At 69.6% G+C, this 15,794-nt stretch carries 13 protein-coding genes; 5 read left to right on the top strand and 8 right to left on the bottom strand.

The window, feature by feature from the left end; genetic code table 11:
- Positions 1-41: 41 nt before the first annotated feature.
- On the top strand, positions 42-1,787 hold the full coding sequence (locus LWW96_RS17505; RefSeq protein ID WP_291489137.1) for a proline--tRNA ligase: 1,746 nt from the start codon (positions 42-44) through the stop codon (positions 1,785-1,787).
- Positions 1,784-2,467 (top strand): lytic transglycosylase domain-containing protein, encoded by a 684-nt coding sequence (locus LWW96_RS17510; protein ID WP_291489138.1) that lies wholly within the window; start codon positions 1,784-1,786, stop codon positions 2,465-2,467. The genes LWW96_RS17505 and LWW96_RS17510 overlap by 4 nt, the downstream gene beginning before the upstream one ends.
- A gap of 161 nt (positions 2,468-2,628) precedes the next feature.
- Here the strand turns inward: LWW96_RS17510 and LWW96_RS17515 are convergent, their stop codons facing one another.
- The 6 genes from LWW96_RS17515 to hemA form a co-directional block, all read right to left on the bottom strand.
- Positions 2,629-3,984, bottom strand: a complete 1,356-nt coding sequence (locus tag LWW96_RS17515) for a hemolysin family protein (RefSeq protein ID WP_291489139.1) — start codon at positions 3,982-3,984, stop codon at positions 2,629-2,631.
- A gap of 175 nt (positions 3,985-4,159) precedes the next feature.
- Positions 4,160-5,164: an AAA family ATPase gene (locus LWW96_RS17520; protein ID WP_291489140.1), complete on the bottom strand. Its 1,005-nt coding sequence runs from the start codon at positions 5,162-5,164 to the stop codon at positions 4,160-4,162.
- A gap of 189 nt (positions 5,165-5,353) precedes the next feature.
- Entirely contained in the window at positions 5,354-5,677 is a 324-nt protein-coding gene (grxD, locus tag LWW96_RS17525) for a Grx4 family monothiol glutaredoxin (protein WP_291489141.1), read from the bottom strand.
- A 58-nt stretch (positions 5,678-5,735) separates the two neighbouring features.
- A complete protein-coding gene (prmC, locus tag LWW96_RS17530) occupies positions 5,736-6,605 on the bottom strand; it encodes a peptide chain release factor N(5)-glutamine methyltransferase (protein ID WP_291489142.1) in 870 nt (289 codons plus the stop codon).
- Positions 6,606-6,671: 66 nt separating this feature from the next.
- Positions 6,672-7,757 carry a peptide chain release factor 1 gene (gene prfA / locus LWW96_RS17535; protein WP_291489143.1) on the bottom strand — a complete coding sequence of 362 codons (1,086 nt, stop codon included), beginning with the start codon at positions 7,755-7,757 and terminating at the stop codon, positions 6,672-6,674.
- 114 nt (positions 7,758-7,871) lie between these two features.
- On the bottom strand, positions 7,872-9,191 hold the full coding sequence (gene hemA / locus LWW96_RS17540; protein ID WP_291489144.1) for a glutamyl-tRNA reductase: 1,320 nt from the start codon (positions 9,189-9,191) through the stop codon (positions 7,872-7,874).
- A 72-nt stretch (positions 9,192-9,263) separates the two neighbouring features.
- Between hemA and LWW96_RS17545 the strand changes: the two genes are divergently transcribed.
- Entirely contained in the window at positions 9,264-9,539 is a 276-nt protein-coding gene (locus LWW96_RS17545; protein ID WP_291489145.1) for a hypothetical protein, read from the top strand.
- A 21-nt stretch (positions 9,540-9,560) separates the two neighbouring features.
- On the opposite strand, the gene LWW96_RS17550 is transcribed toward LWW96_RS17545, so the two are convergent.
- The gene (locus LWW96_RS17550) at positions 9,561-10,565 is read right to left on the bottom strand and encodes an NAD(P)H-quinone oxidoreductase (RefSeq protein ID WP_291489146.1); all 1,005 of its coding nucleotides are present in this window, start codon (positions 10,563-10,565) and stop codon (positions 9,561-9,563) included.
- 189 nt (positions 10,566-10,754) lie between these two features.
- Here LWW96_RS17550 and LWW96_RS17555 point away from each other — a divergent pair, with 189 nt between their 5' ends.
- Together LWW96_RS17555 and LWW96_RS17560 are read left to right on the top strand one after the other, a co-directional pair.
- The gene (locus LWW96_RS17555) at positions 10,755-11,672 is read left to right on the top strand and encodes a LysR family transcriptional regulator (protein ID WP_291489147.1); all 918 of its coding nucleotides are present in this window, start codon (positions 10,755-10,757) and stop codon (positions 11,670-11,672) included.
- 190 nt (positions 11,673-11,862) lie between these two features.
- Positions 11,863-12,828: a tripartite tricarboxylate transporter substrate binding protein gene (locus LWW96_RS17560; protein WP_291489148.1), complete on the top strand. Its 966-nt coding sequence runs from the start codon at positions 11,863-11,865 to the stop codon at positions 12,826-12,828.
- 243 nt (positions 12,829-13,071) lie between these two features.
- Here LWW96_RS17560 and LWW96_RS17565 read toward each other — a convergent pair whose 3' ends face one another.
- Positions 13,072-15,564 (bottom strand): DUF3772 domain-containing protein, encoded by a 2,493-nt coding sequence (locus LWW96_RS17565; protein ID WP_291489281.1) that lies wholly within the window; start codon positions 15,562-15,564, stop codon positions 13,072-13,074.
- Positions 15,565-15,794 lie beyond the last annotated feature (230 nt).

Here is a 15,794-nt window from a genome sequence, read left to right on the forward strand (position 1 = left end):
GCCGGCAAGTGGACCGGTTTTTTCTGCGCGAAACCGATCCGATGAAAGCCTCCCAATTCTTCATTTCCACCCTCAAGGAAGCCCCGGCCGACGCCGAAGTGGTCAGCCACAAGCTCATGACGCGGGCAGGGCTGATCAAGAAGCTGGGCGCCGGCATCTACAACTACATGCCGATGGGGCTGCGCGTCATTCGCAAGGTGGAGGCCATCGTGCGCGAGGAAATGAACCGGGCGGGCGCCGTGGAGCTGACCATGCCCGTGGTGCAGCCGGCCGAGCTCTGGCAGGAAACCGGCCGTTTCGACAAGATGGGCCCTGAGCTGCTGCGCATCCACGACCGCCATGGGCGCGATTTCGTGGTGCAGCCCACCAGCGAGGAAGTGGTCACGGACATCGCTCGCCAGGAGCTCAAGAGCTACAAGCAGCTGCCCAAGAACTTCTACCAGATCCAGACCAAGTTCCGTGACGAGCGCCGGCCGCGCTTCGGCCTGATGCGCGGGCGTGAATTCATCATGAAGGACGCCTACAGCTTCGACAAGGACCAGGCGGCTGCCAAGGCCAGCTACCAGGTCATGGCGCAGGCCTACCGCCGGATCTTTGACCGCTTCGGGCTCACCTACCGTGCCGTGGCGGCCGACAGCGGCGCCATCGGCGGCGACCTGTCTGAAGAATTCCAGGTGATTGCCGCCACCGGCGAGGACGCCATCGTCTACTGCCCGGGCAGCGACTACGCCGCCAACATGGAAAAGGCCGAGGCTCTGGCGCCCGCCGGCCCGCGCGGCGCGGCCACCCAGGCCATGACCAAGACCGCCACGCCCGGCAAGAGCACCTGCGCCGATGTGGCCGAGCTGCTGGGCGTGCCCCTGGCCAGCACGGTCAAGTCGCTGGTGCTGGCCACGGACGAAGTCAACGAGGCGGGCGACATCGTCAAAAGCCAGGTCTGGCTGCTGCTGCTGCGCGGCGACCATGACATGAACGAGATCAAGGTCTCCAAGGTCCCGGGGCTCGACGCAGGCTTCCGCTTTGCCACGCTCGCCGAGATCGAGGACCACTTCGGCTGCAAGCCCGGCTACCTGGGCCCCATCGGCCTGAAGCAGCCGGTGAAGCTGGTGGTGGACCGCGAGGTGGCCGTGATGGCCGACTGGATCTGCGGCGCCAACGAGCCCGACTTCCACATCACCGGCGTGAACTGGGGCCGCGACCTGCCGGAGCCCGACGCCGTGGCCGATCTGCGCAACGTGGTGGCGGGCGACCGCTCGCCGGACGGCAAGGGCGAGCTGGCCATCGAGCGCGGCATTGAAGTGGGCCACGTGTTCTACCTGGGCACCAAGTATTCGAAGGCCATGAACGCCACGTTCCTGGACGAGAACGGCAAGCCCCAGCCTTTCGAGATGGGCTGCTACGGCATTGGCGTCACGCGCCTGCCGGCCGCCGCCATCGAGCAGAACCATGACGAGCGCGGCATCATCTGGCCCGACGCCATTGCGCCCTTCACCGTGGTGGTGTGCCCCGTGGGCATGGACCGCAGCGAGGCCGTCAAGGCCACGGCTGAGCAGCTGTATGCCGATCTGCTGGCCGCTGGCGTGGACGTGATCCTGGACGACCGCGGCGAGCGCCCCGGTGCCATGTTTGCCGACTGGGAGCTGATCGGCGTGCCGCACCGCGTGACGGTTGGCGACAAGAGCCTCAAGGACGGCGTGGTCGAGTACCAGCACCGCCGCGACGCGGCCGCTACCAAGGTGGCCGTGGCCGACATCCTGGCCCACGTGAAGGGCCGGCTGGCGGCATGAACGGCCGTGGCGGCGCCTCTCAGCCGGGCCGAGCCGGGCTGAGCCGGCGGGCCTTGCTGGGTGCCGGGGCCGCGGGCCCCGCCGCGTGGCTGGCCCTGGCGCCCCAGGCCGCGCACGCCGGCGGGCAGCTGGAAGAGCCCCTGGCGGACTCCGTGCGCACCGCCCTGGCATCCGCCATTGCCTTCAGCGCGCCGCCCGAGCCGGAGTTCCGGTCGACCGAAGCGCGCATCCACTATCTGCGCTGGCTCAGCGCCATGAGCGACCGGCTGCGCCGCCGCAAGCCCGACCTGGACGTGCGCCGCGAATTTCTGCAGACGGTGTGGTACGAGTCCAAACGGGCGGGGCTCGACGTGTCGCTGGTGCTGGGCCTGATCCAGGTCGAGAGCGCATTCCGCAAGTTCGCCGTCTCCAGCGTGGGCGCGCGTGGCTACATGCAGGTGATGCCGTTCTGGACCCGTGTGATTGGCGACGGCGATGCGGGCAAGCTGTTCCACATGCAGACCAACCTGCGCTTTGGCTGCGTGATCCTGCGGCACTATGTGGACCGCGAGCGGGGCGACCTGTTCATGGCCCTGGGGCGCTACAACGGCAGCCGCGGGCGTTCCCCCTACCCGGACGCCGTGTTCGGCGCGCAGCGCAACTGGCTGTTTGGCGAGAAGCCGCCCGTTGCCGCAACCTGACCGGGTGCGGAACGCCCTGGCGTGCTGGTCAGTGCGCGAAGGCGCAGCCTATTGCTGACCAATTTGCTATTAATAAGGTAGCTGTTTGCGCTTGTCTGATAAGGCCTAGATGCCTTTTTGACGGATATTCCTTCGGCGTGCCCTGTGCCCCCGCACCAGGGTCATTTGGCGGCCGGCGCAGGCAGGCGGTCGCCTTTCGCCTCGGCCGGCAAGGCGCCGTCCCCGGCGGACGTGCCCAGGCGCGACACCATCACCTGGTCGATGCGGTAGCTGTCCACGTCCAGCACCTCGAACTTGTAGCCGCCCCAGGTCACGCTGTCGGTGCGGCGCGGCACGCGGCGCAGCATCACCATCAGGAAGCCGGCCAGGGTTTCGTACTCCTCGGCGTGGGGCAATTCGTCCAGCGACAGGGCGTGCAGCACGTCGGTGATGGGCGTGACGCCGTCGATGAGCCAGGAGTTCTCGTCCCGGCGCACGATCTGCTCCTCGTCCGCCGGCCCCACCAGATCGCCCATCACCGTGCTCATCACGTCGTTGAGCGTGACCACGCCGACCACCAGGCTGTACTCGTTGACGATCACGGCGAAATCCTCGTGCACCTGGCGGAACTGCTCCAGCACCTCGGACAGGGTGAGCCGGTCCGGCACGATGAGCACCTTGCGCACCAGGCTGTCGTCGGCCAGTGAAATGGGCTGGTTGTTCAGCACGCGCTGGAACAGGTCCTTGGCGTCCACATAGCCCACCACGTGGTCGATGTCGCCTTCGCACACCGGGTAGGTGGAAAACGGCTCGGCGGCAATGCGCAGGCGGATCACCTCGTCGGGTTCGTCGCGCAGGAAGAAGGCCACCCGGTCGCGTGGCGACATCGCGCTGGAGACGGTGCGCGTGTCCAGCTCGAACACGTTGGTGATCACCTGCTGCTCGCGCGCGGCCAGCACGCCCGCGCGGGCACCGGCTTCCATCATCGCCAGGATGTCGTCGGAGGTGATGCGGTCGTCGCGCAGGGACGACAGGCCCAGCACGCGGAACAGCGCATCGGCCCCCCGGCTGTAGAACCACACCACCGGCCGCAGCAGGGCCATGAAAAACGCCATGGGCCGCGCCAGGAACACCGCGATGCGCTCCGGCTCGGCCATGCCCAGGCGCTTGGGGAACAGGTCGGCAAACAGGATGAACAGCGACGTGACGATGGTGAACGACGCGAGAAACCCCACCGTCTGGGCGGTCGCCTCGGCCAGCCACAGCTCCAGCAGGGCGGTGAAGTGCGGGCTGAGCGCTCCTTCGCCCACGATCCCCCCCAGGATGGCCACCGCGTTCTGGCCCACCTGCACCACCGTGAAATAGTCGCCCGGCTGCTCCTGCATGCGCATCACCCGGTCGGCCCGGGCGTCCCCTTCATCGGCCATCTGGCGCAGGCGCAGGCGGCGCGCTGCGGCCAGCGAAATCTCGGCCATGGAGAAAAAGGCGCTGGCTGCAATCAGCAGCCCGATCACGAAGAGGCTTTGCAACAGGGTCATGGAGGGCGTCAGAGCGTGGCGCCATGGCACACAGTGTTGACAAGTGTATCTGTGCCCCTGTTGCGCACGCCCCGGGTGGGGCCCGGGGGGCCGGGCGCCGCGGAGCCGGGCAGGGCTGGACGGACGCTCTGCCGTTGCAGGGCGGGCGCCCGCCGATACGCGCTGGCGCCGGTGCCTACTGCACGAAGCCGATGCGGCTGCGGCCCGAGGCTGCCTTGGGCAGGTCGGCCACCTCCACGGTGGAGCGCCGGTCCAGCCGCGCGTTGCCAAAGCCGGTCATCAGTGCGCGCCGCATTTCGCGCGGCGGCATCTGCGCCAGGTGGTCCAGCACGTCGGGGAGCGGTTCGGGGTCCAGCAGCCGGCCCCAGTCGTGCCCGGCGCGGATGCCCAGGTACAGGTTGCGCGCGATGCTGCGGGCTTGCTCCAGCGTGGGCGCCTCCACCTCGAACACGTTCATGCGGTTGAGGATGGGGTCCGGAATGCCGCGGCTGTCGTTGGCCGTGGTGATCCAGATCACCTGGCTGGCGTCGATGGCCACCTCCGCGAACTCGTCGGTAAAGCTCTGCGCCGTGTCGTGCTCCAGCAGGCTGTACAGCGCGCCCAGCGGGTCGTACTGCGCGTCCGAGCTGGCCTTGTCGATCTCGTCCACCACGATGACGGGGTTGGCGTATTCCCCCTCGACCAGCGCCTCGAACACCTTGCCCGGGCGCGCGCCCTTCCACTGCGCGGACGAGCCCGACAGCAGCCAGCCGGCGGTCATGGAACTCATGGGCAGCAGGTTCATGCCCGTGCCCAGCAGTTCGGCCAGGTGGCGCGCAAAGTGCGTCTTGCCGATGCCGGGCGGGCCCAGCAGCAGCATGGGCGTGACCTCCAGCCCGTCGCTGCTGTCCTGCGCCAGGGCCACATGGCGCTTCACGTCGTCCAGCACCTCGGTGAAGTTGGGCAGCTGCGCATACAGGCTGGCCATGTCCGGCACGCCCGAGGGCTTGACCTGGAAGCGTTCGGGCCCGCGCTCCAGCATGCGTTCGTAGACCGCGCGAAGGTTCTCGTATTCGCGCTGGCTGCCGGCTTCCTGCAGGCGGGCCAGCTTGCGTTCCACGTCGCCGGGGTGGAACACGCTGCGCATCTGGGCCACGGGCAGGCGCAGGGCGGAAGGTTGGGGAACAAGGCTATGAGTCATTGCATGCTCTCCTTTCGCGTGAGGTCGTCACGCAACCATTCAAGCACACAACGTGCCGGCCGCAACATCGGAAAAATCCGCTTTCTGGGGCGGCTGTTGCAGCGATGCAAAAGCGCCGCAGGAGCCCACCCAAGAAAAAGGCCGCCCGTAGGCGGCCTGTGCTGGCGGGCAGCGGCGGGTGGAAAGGGCTCAGCCCTCGGTGCCCAGCACCTGCTTGAGCTCGCCGGACTCGTACATCTCCATCATGATGTCGGAGCCGCCGATGAATTCGCCCTTGATGTACAGCTGCGGGATGGTGGGCCAGTTGCTGTATTCCTTGATGCCCTGGCGGATGGCGTCGTCTTCCAGCACGTTCACGGTGACCACGCTCTTGGGATCCACGCCGCAGGCCTTCAGGATCTGGATGGCACGGCCCGAGAAGCCGCACATGGGGAAGCTGGCGCTGCCCTTCATGAACAGCAGGATGTCGCTGGATTTGACGAGGGCGTCGATGCGTTGCTGGGTGTCGCTCATGGGAAGGCTCCTCAAAAAGGTGGGGCGCGTTGGCCCGGAAAAGATGCGCTGGCCGGGATTATTTCACTGTCTGCCCGGGGCTGTGGCCTGCGGGGGCACCCGCGGCCCACTGGCCCCCGGTGCAGCGCGCAATACCCGCAAGGTCGTTGTGGCTTTGTACCCGCCCAAAACCCTGGTGCGTGAGCAGCGCGCGCACCGCCTCGGCCTGGTCGTAGCCGTGCTCCAGCAGCAGCCAGCCGCCGGGCGCCAGGTGGGCGGGCGCCTGCGCCACGATGGTGCGCAGGTCCGCCAGGCCGTCGGCGCCGCTGGCCAGGGCCTGCAGGGGCTCGTGGGTGAGGGCGGCCAGGTGCGGGTCGGCGCTGGGGATGTAGGGCGGGTTGGAGACGATGGCGTCGAAAACGCCGTCCACGCCCGCCAGCCAGTCCGATTGCACAAACCGCACCGGCAGGCCCAGCCGCTGGGCATTGGCCTGGGCCACGGCCAGGGCATCGCTGCTCGCATCCACGGCCAGCACCCGGGCGGTGGGGCGCTGGCTTTGCAGCGCCAGGGCGATGGCGCCGCTGCCGGTGCCCAGGTCGGCCACGCGCGGGGCGGGCAGGGGGGCCATCACTTCCAGCGCCCAGTCCACCAGGGTTTCGGTGTCGGGGCGCGGGTCCAGCACGCGGGCGTCCACCTGCAGCGGCAGGCCGTAGAACTCCTTGTGCCCCGTCAGGTAAGCCACGGGCTCGCCGGCCGCGCGGCGCTGGCACAGGGCCAGGAACTGCGTGTGCTGCGCGGGCGCCAGCACGTCGGTGTCGTGCGCCAGCAGCCAGGCGCGGTCGCTGCCCGTGCGGCCCACGGTGTGCAGCAGCAGCAGCTGGGCGTCGATGCGCGCCAGGCCCAGGGTGTGGGCCTGCGCCAGGGCTTGGGCCAGGGTGGGGGTGTTCACTATGCTTTTAATAGCTGCTGGCGCTTTCTGGATAAGCGCTGGAGGCCATTTTGCTTCAAATTCTGATCAGACCGCGCTCAACTCCAGCTCTTCCAGCTGTTCGGCCTCGCGCGCATGCTGCAGCGCCTGGAGCACGTCGCCCAGGTCGCCCTCCATCACCTGCAGCAGCTTGTACAGCGTGAGGTTGATGCGGTGGTCCGTCAGGCGCCCCTGCGGGAAGTTGTAGGTGCGGATGCGGTCGCTGCGGTCGCCGCTGCCGATCAGGCCCTTGCGCAGCGCCGCCTCCTTGGCGGCGCGTTCGCTGCGCTCTTTCTCCTGGATGCGCGCCTGCAGCACCTGCAGCGCCTTGGCCTTGTTGCTGTGCTGGCTGCGGCCGTCCTGGCATTCGGCCACGATGCCGGTGGGCAGGTGCACCACGCGCACGGCGGAGTCGGTCTTGTTGATGTGCTGGCCGCCTGCGCCGCTGGCGCGGAAGGTGTCGATGCGCAGGTCCGCCGGGTTCAGCGTGATGGCCTGGTGCTCGTCGGGCTCGGGCATCACGGCCACGGTGCAGGCGCTGGTGTGGATGCGGCCTTGGGTCTCGGTGGCGGGCACGCGCTGCACGCGGTGGCCGCCGGATTCGAACTTGAGCGCGCCATACACATGGTCGCCTTCCACGCGCAGCACGATTTCCTTGTAGCCGCCCAGCTCGCTTTCGTTGGCGCTCATGATCTCCACCTTCCAGCCTTGGGTGGCGGCGTAGCGGGTGTACATGCGGGTCAGGTCGGCGGCAAACAGGGCGGATTCGTCGCCGCCCGTCCCTGCGCGGATTTCCACGAAGGCGTTGCGGGCGTCGTCGGGGTCCTTGGGCAGCAACAGGCGCTGCAGCTCGTCTTCCAGCTGCAGCAGTTCGGCCTCGGCGCTGGTAATTTCTTCCTGCGCCATCTCGGCCATGTCGGGGTCGGCCAGCATTTCGCGCGCGCCGGCCAGGTCGGCCTCGCGCTGCTGGTAGCGGGCGTAGCGGCCGGCGATCTGCGTGACCTCGGCATGCTCGACGGAGATGCGCCGGTACTGCGCCATGTCGCTCATGATGTCTTCGCGCGAGAGCAGGAAGTCGAGTTCGCCCAGGCGCTGTGCGTAGCGTTCCAGCTGGCTGCGGAGAAAAGGTTTCATGGAGTGGGGAGAGAGATTTTGCTACGAAAATTGTAGCTGCTTGCGCTTATCTATCAAGCGCTGGAGGCCGATTGGACTTGCAATCGGGGCGGGCGGTGGAGCGGGCGAGCGCCGCTACAGCCCGTTGCCGGCAGTCTTGCTTTGCGAGCGCAGGAACAGGCGCGAGACGGTCTGCGCCGTCTGGGCACGCGTTTCGGCGTCGCCCGCGCGCAGCTCGGCCAGGGTGCCGTGCAGCATCTTCTGCGTGAGGCCGCGCGAGAGGGCCTCCAGCACGGCGTCCACGTCCTCGCCCTTGGCCAGCAGTTTCTTGGCGCGGGCGATTTCCAGGGCGCGCCACTCGTCGGTCTGCGCGTTGAGCTGCTGGATCAGCGGCACCACGCCGCCGGCGGCGCCTGCGGGGCTGCGCAGCTCCATCCAGTGCATGAAGCTTTGCACGCCCGCGTCGATGATGGCCTCGGCCTGGGCCACGGCGGCTTGGCGGTTGGCCTGGGCCGTCTGCACCACGGTGGCCAGGTCGTCCACGGTGTACAGGTACACATCGCCCAGGGCCTTGACCTCGGGCTCGATGTCGCGCGGCACGGCCAAATCGACCATGAACATGGGGCGGTGGCGGCGCTTCTTGAGCGCGCGCTCCACGGCGCCCAGGCCGATGATGGGCAGGCTGCTGGCGGTGCAGCTGATGACGGCGTCAAACTCGTGCAGGCGCTCGGGCAGGTCGGCCAGGCGCATCACCTCGCCGCCGAAACGGGTGGCGAGCTTCTCGCCACGCTCCAGCGTGCGGTTGGCAATGGCGATCTGCTTGGGGTTCTTGGCGGCGAAGTGCGTGGTGCACAGCTCGATCATCTCGCCCGCGCCGACAAACAGCACCTTGATCTGCGAGAGGTCTTCAAACAGCTGGCCCGCCAGGCGCACGGCAGCTGCGGCCATGCTGATGCTGTGGGCGCCGATGTCGGTGCTGGTGCGCACCTCCTTGGCCACGGCAAAGCTGCGCTGGAAGAGCTGGTTGAGCGTGGTGCCCAGGGCGCCGGCGGTTTCGGCGGCGCGCACGGCGTCTTTCATCTGGCCCAGGATCTGGGCCTCGCCCAGCACCATGGAATCGAGCCCGCTGGCCACGCGGAAGGCGTGGCGCGCAACCAGGCTGTCTTCCAGCGTGTACGAGTGCGATGCCAGCAGCGCGGGGCTCACGCCGCCGCTTTGCGCCAGCCAGCCCAGCGTGTGGTCCAGCGCGGGCTGGGCGCCAGCGCAATAGATTTCGGTGCGGTTGCAGGTGGAGATGATGGCTGTCTCGACACCGGGGTGGCGGGCGGCGCTGCCCGCCAGCGACTGGCGCAGGCCCTGCAGGGTGGGTGCAATCTGGTCGAGCGCAAACGCAAAGCGGCCGCGCAGGTCGAGCGGCGCGGTCGTGTGGTTGATGCCGAGGGCCCAGACTGCCATAGTCCCGGATTATAAAATTGTTGGCTCTGGCGAGCATTCCTGCTTGCCCAACACTTGATTTGGGTCAATCGCATGGGTCCGTTGGACGTCCTGAACCACCTGCTCAACTTTGTGGCGCCGGCTGCCGCCCTGGCGCTGCTGCTGGTGCTGGCGGGGGGATGGGTGGGCCCCAAGGGCCGTCCCGCAATGGCTGCATGGCGGCGCTTTGCGATCTTGTTCGCCGTGGGCGTGGCGGTGCTGGCCGCCGGGCTCGTGCTGTGGGGCCGCGACGGGAAAATGCTGACCTACGCCGCGCTGGTGCTCGGCTGCGCTAGCACGCAGTGGGTGCTTTCGCGCGGCTGGCGCTGAACGGGCCGTTCTCTCCGCTCTTCATGCCCTTGCAGCCGGCAGCAGCAGGATCTTGCCCACGTTGGCGCCCGACTCCATGCGCCGGTGGGCCTCGGCCGCATCGGCCAGCGGGTAGCTGCGGTCGATCACCGGGCGCAGAGTGCCCGCCGCCAGCGCCGGCAGCCAACGCGCGGCAAAGCGCTGCACCATGCCCTGTTTGACCTCTGGCGAGCGCGACTTCATCACCGTGCCGAAGATCTGCAGGTGCCGGTACAGCACGGCGTCCATGGGCAGCGTGCCCTGCTTGCCGCCCAGCAGTCCCACGCAGACCATGCGCCCGCCTTCGGCCAGCGAGCGCACGTTGCGCTCCAGGTACGGCGCACCAATGAAGTCAATGACCACGTCCACGCCCCGGCCACCCGTGGCCTCGTGCACCACGGCCTGAAAATCCTCGCTGCGGTGGTCTATGACCCCATCGGCGCCGAGGGCCTGCACCGCAGCGTGCTTGGAACCGCTGGCCGTGGCGAACACCCGCGCGCCCGCCGCGTGCGCCAACTGCACCGCCGCGGAGCCCACGCCGCCGGCGGCGGCATGCACCAGCACCGATTCGCCCGCCTGCAGGCGCGCCAGGTGGAACAGCGCCTCGTGCGCGGTCACGAACACTTCGGGGATGGCGCCGGCCTCCACCAGGCCCAGGCCCTCGGGGACCGGCATGGCCATGCGGTAGTCGATGCGCGAAAGCTCGGCATAGGCGCCGCCGCCCACGATGCCCATCACCCGGTCGCCCACGGCAAAGCCCTGCACCTGCGCACCCATGGCCTCCACAGTGCCGGCGATCTCCAGGCCCATGGTGTCCGCATCGCCGAACGATGCCCGGCCGTAGGCGCCCTGGCGGTGCAGCAGGTCGGCGCGGTTCACGCCGATGGCGGCGTTGCGCACGAGCAGGTCGTGGGGGCGCAGTTCGGGGGCGGGCGTGACGCGCAGCTGCAGCACTTCGGGGCCGCCGAAGTCGTCGAAAACGATGGCTTGCATGGGGGTGGAGGTCATGGGGGTGAAGGGGAAAAAGGGGGGGTGTGTCTGGTCGCTGCCTGCACGCAGGTGTGGCCAGCGGCGTGAGGAGGAGCTTACGCGCGCCGGGTGCATGTGCGGTGCAGCGATTTCGCTCTACAGTGCTGCAAATTTGCATCGCTGCCGCGCCCAATCGGCCACGGCCGCCCCAACACACACGCCACCGTCATGAACTGGGACGACACCCGCATCTTTCTCGCCTTGACCCGCGCCCCCTCGCTGCGGGCTGCAGCCCGCAGCCTGGGCATCGACCAGGCCACCGTCGGGCGGCGGCTGAATGCGCTGGAGGCTGAGCTGGGCGCCCGCCTGTTCCTGCGGGCGCGCGACGGCTACCTGCTCACCGCCGCCGGCGAGGCCGCCCTGGCTGCCGCGCGCCGCATGGAGAACGCGGCGCTGGATCTGCGCACCAAAGTCGAGGGCCAGGACGACGAGCCCGGCGGCCTGGTGCGCGTGACCAGCACCGATTCGATCGCCGTGGATCTGCTCCTGCCGGCCATCGGGCGGCTGCAGCAGCGCTGGCCGCAGATCCGCGTGGATCTGCAGGTCTCCACGCAGCTGCTGAGCCTCACGCGGCGGCAGGCCGACATTGCCTTCCGCAACGTGCGGCCCGACACGCCCGATCTGGTGGTGCGCCGCGTGGCCTCCTGGCCCGTGGGCCTGTTCGCCAGCGCCGCCTACCTGGAGCGCTTCGGCGTGCCCCGGCCCGAGGACGAGCTGCGCGGCCACCACCTTGTCGCCTATGCGCCCTATCTGGAGAACGCGCCCCACCTCACCCTGGCCGGCGTGCCCGCGCGCCAGGGCCGCATCGCCGCCGCGCTGCCCTCCAGCCTGCTGGTGCGCAAGGCGGTGGCGGCCGGCATCGGCATCGGCGAGATGCCGCTGTGGATGGGCGAGCGCGAAGGCCTCACCCGCCTTTGGCCCGACCGCCGCCGGCCGCATGACTACGACGTCTGGCTGGTGATGCACCCGGACCTGCAGCGCACGGCGCGGGTGCGGGAAACGGCGGAGTTCTTGTCGGAGGCTGTGGGCGGGGAGGCGCGACGCAGCGAGACCGCGCCGGCCAGCGCAACGCGCGGCGGCGCCTGAATGGGCTGGCGCGACCTTGAAAGGACCCTGAACAGGTGCTGAGCGCAGGCGCGCATCTGCCCGGCACTCCGGCGCGGGGCGGATGCCCGTGTCCTCATGGGCGCATGTCCCGCGGGAATGCCCTGTGCTTTCCCCACCCGCCCGCGCTTAAGCTCGGTCTCCATCCCCTCACTCATTCTGGAGATTTCGCATGCGCTTGCGCATCTGGCTTGCCGCCGCCGCACTGACCCTGACTTCCCTGGCCGCGACGGCCCAGGGATTTCCCACCAAGCCCATCCGCATCGTGGTGGGCTTCCCGGCCGGCGGCCCGCTGGACCAGCATGCCCGCCTGCTCTCCGACAAGCTGCAGGCCGTGCTCGGCCAGCCCGTGGTGGTGGACTACAAGGCCGGCGCCGGCGGCACCGTGGGGGCGCAGGAGGTGATGAAGGCGCCCGCCGACGGCCACACGCTCATGCTGGCCAACACGGGCGTGATGGTGATCAACCCGGCGTTGTACAGCCGGCTGCCCTATGCCACGCTCAAGGACTTCACCCCGGTGGCGCGCACGGCGATGCAGCCCCTGGCGCTGCTGGTGAATACGGGCGTGCCCGCCAAGAACCTGCAGGAGTTCATGGCCTATGCCAAGGCGCGGCCGGGCCAGGTCAACTTTGGCTCGGCGGGCAATGGGGGCATCAGCCACCTGGTACCCGAGATGTTCAAGACGGCCACGGGGCTGTACATGGTCCACATCCCGTACCGGGGCAGCGCGCCGGCGTTCACCGACCTGATGGGCGGGCAGGTGCAGTTCATGGCCGAGAGCATTCCGCAGGCCGCCAGCTACCACAAGCAGGGCAAGGTACGCGCGCTGGCCGTGACCAGCCGCGAGCGCAACCCCGCCCTGCCGGATGTGCCCACCGTCATCGAAAGCGGCATCAAGGGCTTCGAAGTGGTGGGCTTCTATGGCTTCCTCGCGCCCGCCGGCACGCCCAAGGACGTGGTGGCCAAGCTCAGCGACGCGTTCGGCCAGGTGATGCAGTCGCCCGAGGTGAAGAACCGCATGGTGAGCCAGGGCGCCGACCCGGCCTTCCTGGGCGCGGACGACTTTGCCAAGTTTCTGGCGTCGGAGATGCCACGCTGGGCGGATGCGGTGAAGAAGTCGGGAGCGAAATTGGACTGATACCCCCTGAGCCGCTGTGCGGCTTCCCCCGCTCTCGCAGCGCGCTGCGCTGCGGGCAGGGGACGACGCCAGCGCGGCGGGGCGGCCCTTGCGCGGCGTCCCTGGTCCGCGCAGCGCCCCCTGCGCAAGCAGGGTGGCATGCACGAGGGAAGCCCCTCACCGATCCAGTGAACGGGAAACCCGCAGAAAAGTGCCTTCAGCCGCTTATCCCATCGGCGGCAATTGCTATGTTTTGCGTAGCACTTAATTTGCTGAACCCGGCTGGGGCACGCTGACGGTTGTCAACGGTGCCTGCGCCGCCGCAGGCACATACGGCGCCACCGCGGTGGTGGCCGGTGGTGAGAGCGCCAGGCCCGCTTCGCGCAGCGCGCCGAGGATGCTGAACAGCAGGTCGCTGCGCACGCTGCCTGCATTGCGCGGGTTGCTCACGTAGCCAATGGCAAGGAAGGTGAGCGTGCCGCTCACGATGCCTTCCAGCTGCACGATGGGCTCGGGGTTGTCCAGCACGCCCTCGTGCTCCCGGAACGCCTGCAGGATCAGATCCCGCATGCGTTTGGCGTCGGTGTCCAGGGGTGCGGGCAGGCGCAGCAGCACGCGGCCCGGGGCGCCGGTGAGCGTCATGTTGCGCACGGTCTTGGTGATGAATTCCGAGTTGGGCACGATCACGGTGGAGCGGTCGCCCAGCTGGATCTCGGTGGCGCGCACGTTCACGCGGCGCACGTCGCCCTCGGTGTCGCCCAGCACCACCCAGTCGCCCACCTTCACCGGCCGCTCGGCCAGCAGGATCAGGCCCGAGATGAAGTTCTGCACGATGGCCTGCAGCCCGAAGCCGATGCCCACCGACAGCGCGCTGGCCACCCAGGCAATGCGCTCCACGCTGATGCCCAGCCCCGCCAGCGCCACGGCTACCACCAGCACGCCGCCCACGTAGCCCAGCAGGGTGACGATGGAGCTGCGCATGCCGGGCTCGAGCGACGTGTTGGGGAAGTAGCGCTCGCTCAGCCAGCGCTTGAGCATGCGGATCATCAAGAGGCCGGCCACCACCACCGCCAGCGCCGTCAGCAGCGCCTGCGGGGCCAGCGTGATGTCGCCCACCTTCAGGCGGTGGTCCACCGTGGTGCCGCGGCGGAAGACCTCGTCCGGCCCCGTGCCGAAGGGCGCCATGAGGGCCACCGCCATGTAGAACAGCAGCACGATGCGCAGCACCCCCGAGGCCACCACGGCGGCCTGGTCCAGCAGCTTCGCGTCCAGCCCCAGGCCCGTGTGCAGCCGCTGGCCGAAACCGCCCTTGGACGAGAGCAGGGCCTCGCACAGGTCGTCCACCAGCTCGAACAGCAGGTAGGTGGTGGCGAACACCACGCCGGTCCAGAGCATCTGGCGGGTGAGCGTGCCCGCCAAAGCGATGTACCCGAGCGCGACCATCAGCACCGTGGCGACCACGGCCGCGCCGGCCGCCGCCACCAGCAGGCCGACCCACAGCGGTCTCGGCGCTGCGCTGCCGTCCCCGGCGGGGTCCGGCCCCGGGCTGGGCGCAGGCGCCTCCACCGGCGCACCGCCATCGCCGGAGGCCGGCGCGCGCAGGTGCCGCAGCGCCAGCGCGACCGTGGCGGACAGCAGCAGCGCCGTGGCTGCGTGCACGCTCACCTCGGCCGCCAGGCTGGCGTCCACCAGGCTGTTCACCTCGGTCGCCAGCCCGCTGAAGGCGGCCAGCAGGGCCACCCACCAGGGGTAGGGGCTCAGGCGCTGCGCCAGCGTGTCCGAAATGCCTGGCAGGCGCCAGGAGCTGCGCTTGCGTGACAACAGGGCATGGCCCAGGCCGACGATGAATGCCGCAAACACGGCCAGCCGCAGGGTGGCCCGGGACAACGCCTGCAGGCGCTCGCTCAGGCCCCCGTCCGCGGCCAGGCCGGTCCAGGCCAGCTGCACGGCCATGCCGATCAGCAGCACATAGGCCAGCACCGACACCGATGCCAGCAGCGAACGCCGCAGCCGCCCCGCCGGCAGGCGTGCGGGCGCCAGGCGCACCAGCAGCCGCTCGGCCAGCCAGGTGCCCGCCACGGCCAGCAGCAGCGCGCCCACCAGGCTGGACAGGAAGGCGGTGCGGTGGTCGGAGGCCAGGGCCGCCCGCGCCGCCTGGCGCAGTTCCTGGCCCAGCGCGCTCAGCCGCTCCAGGTCGCCCGGCGCCGCGTTGCGCAAGGCGCGCCAAAAGGTGGCGCCCAGGGGCGAGTCGGTGCGGGTGGTGAGGGCCGCCTGGAACTGTTCGCGCCGCTGGCGGATGAGCTCGGTGCCGCGTTGCTCGGCGTCCACGGCCACCAGGCGCGCCAGCTTGAGCTCCGCGTCAATGGCCGCGCGCTGCTTGGCCAGGCCGGCGCGCTGCTCGGCCACATCGCGCGTGTCGGGCGGAGCGCCCTTGGCCGGGGCCGGGCCCAGGCCCGCCAGGCGCGAATCAATGTCGGCGAGCGCCTCCGTGCGGCGCGCGGCCAGCTCTTCGGCCGCCTTGCCGATGGCATTCACGTCGGCCAGCAGCTTGCGCCCATCGTCGGCCTCGCCCAGCTGGAGCGGGATGGCGTCCAGCTGCTGGCGCAGCACGTCCACGCCCGGCAAGGCAGGGTCCGGCGCTCCCGATTTGCTGCCGGGCGCGGTGGCGGTCCCCGCGGCGGTCGATGCGGCAGCGGCGCTGGAGGCGGAGGCAGGCGCAGACGCCCCCTTGGCCGGCTGCTGCGGGCCCTGGGCCATCGCGGGTGCGCCCAGCAGCACCAGGCACAGCAGCGCGACCACCAGGCCCGCCGCTGCGCGCGCCGGGAACGGGAGGAAAGGGATACCAGGGGAGCGCAACGAGAAGAAAGAAAGCAGCGCGCGTGAAGAACTCCGCGCGTGGCACAGGCAGGGCAGTCGCATCCGCCCATTGTCGGGCGTCCAGCGCCGGACGGGCCGGACCGGCTGTAGGCAAAAGCCTTGCCGTGGTG

It is taken from the genome of Acidovorax sp., assembly GCF_021287135.1.
In the GTDB taxonomy this organism is placed as follows: Bacteria; Pseudomonadota; Gammaproteobacteria; order Burkholderiales; family Burkholderiaceae_C; genus Acidovorax.

Excerpts from the sequence above, each read along its gene's own strand:
- LWW96_RS17505 (WP_291489137.1), top strand. The coding sequence starts at position 42 with ATGAAAGCCTCCCAATTCTTCATTTCCACCCTCAAGGAAGCCCCGGCC.
- LWW96_RS17510 (WP_291489138.1), top strand. The coding sequence starts at position 1,784 with ATGAACGGCCGTGGCGGCGCCTCTCAGCCGGGCCGAGCCGGGCTGAGC.
- LWW96_RS17515 (WP_291489139.1), bottom strand. The coding sequence starts at position 3,984 with ATGACCCTGTTGCAAAGCCTCTTCGTGATCGGGCTGCTGATTGCAGCC.
- LWW96_RS17520 (WP_291489140.1), bottom strand. The coding sequence starts at position 5,164 with ATGACTCATAGCCTTGTTCCCCAACCTTCCGCCCTGCGCCTGCCCGTG.
- grxD (WP_291489141.1), bottom strand. The coding sequence starts at position 5,677 with ATGAGCGACACCCAGCAACGCATCGACGCCCTCGTCAAATCCAGCGAC.
- prfA (WP_291489143.1), bottom strand. The coding sequence starts at position 7,757 with ATGAAACCTTTTCTCCGCAGCCAGCTGGAACGCTACGCACAGCGCCTG.
- hemA (WP_291489144.1), bottom strand. The coding sequence starts at position 9,191 with ATGGCAGTCTGGGCCCTCGGCATCAACCACACGACCGCGCCGCTCGAC.
- LWW96_RS17545 (WP_291489145.1), top strand. The coding sequence starts at position 9,264 with ATGGGTCCGTTGGACGTCCTGAACCACCTGCTCAACTTTGTGGCGCCG.
- LWW96_RS17550 (WP_291489146.1), bottom strand. The coding sequence starts at position 10,565 with ATGACCTCCACCCCCATGCAAGCCATCGTTTTCGACGACTTCGGCGGC.
- LWW96_RS17555 (WP_291489147.1), top strand. The coding sequence starts at position 10,755 with ATGAACTGGGACGACACCCGCATCTTTCTCGCCTTGACCCGCGCCCCC.
- LWW96_RS17560 (WP_291489148.1), top strand. The coding sequence starts at position 11,863 with ATGCGCTTGCGCATCTGGCTTGCCGCCGCCGCACTGACCCTGACTTCC.
- LWW96_RS17565 (WP_291489281.1), bottom strand. The coding sequence starts at position 15,564 with ATGGCCCAGGGCCCGCAGCAGCCGGCCAAGGGGGCGTCTGCGCCTGCC.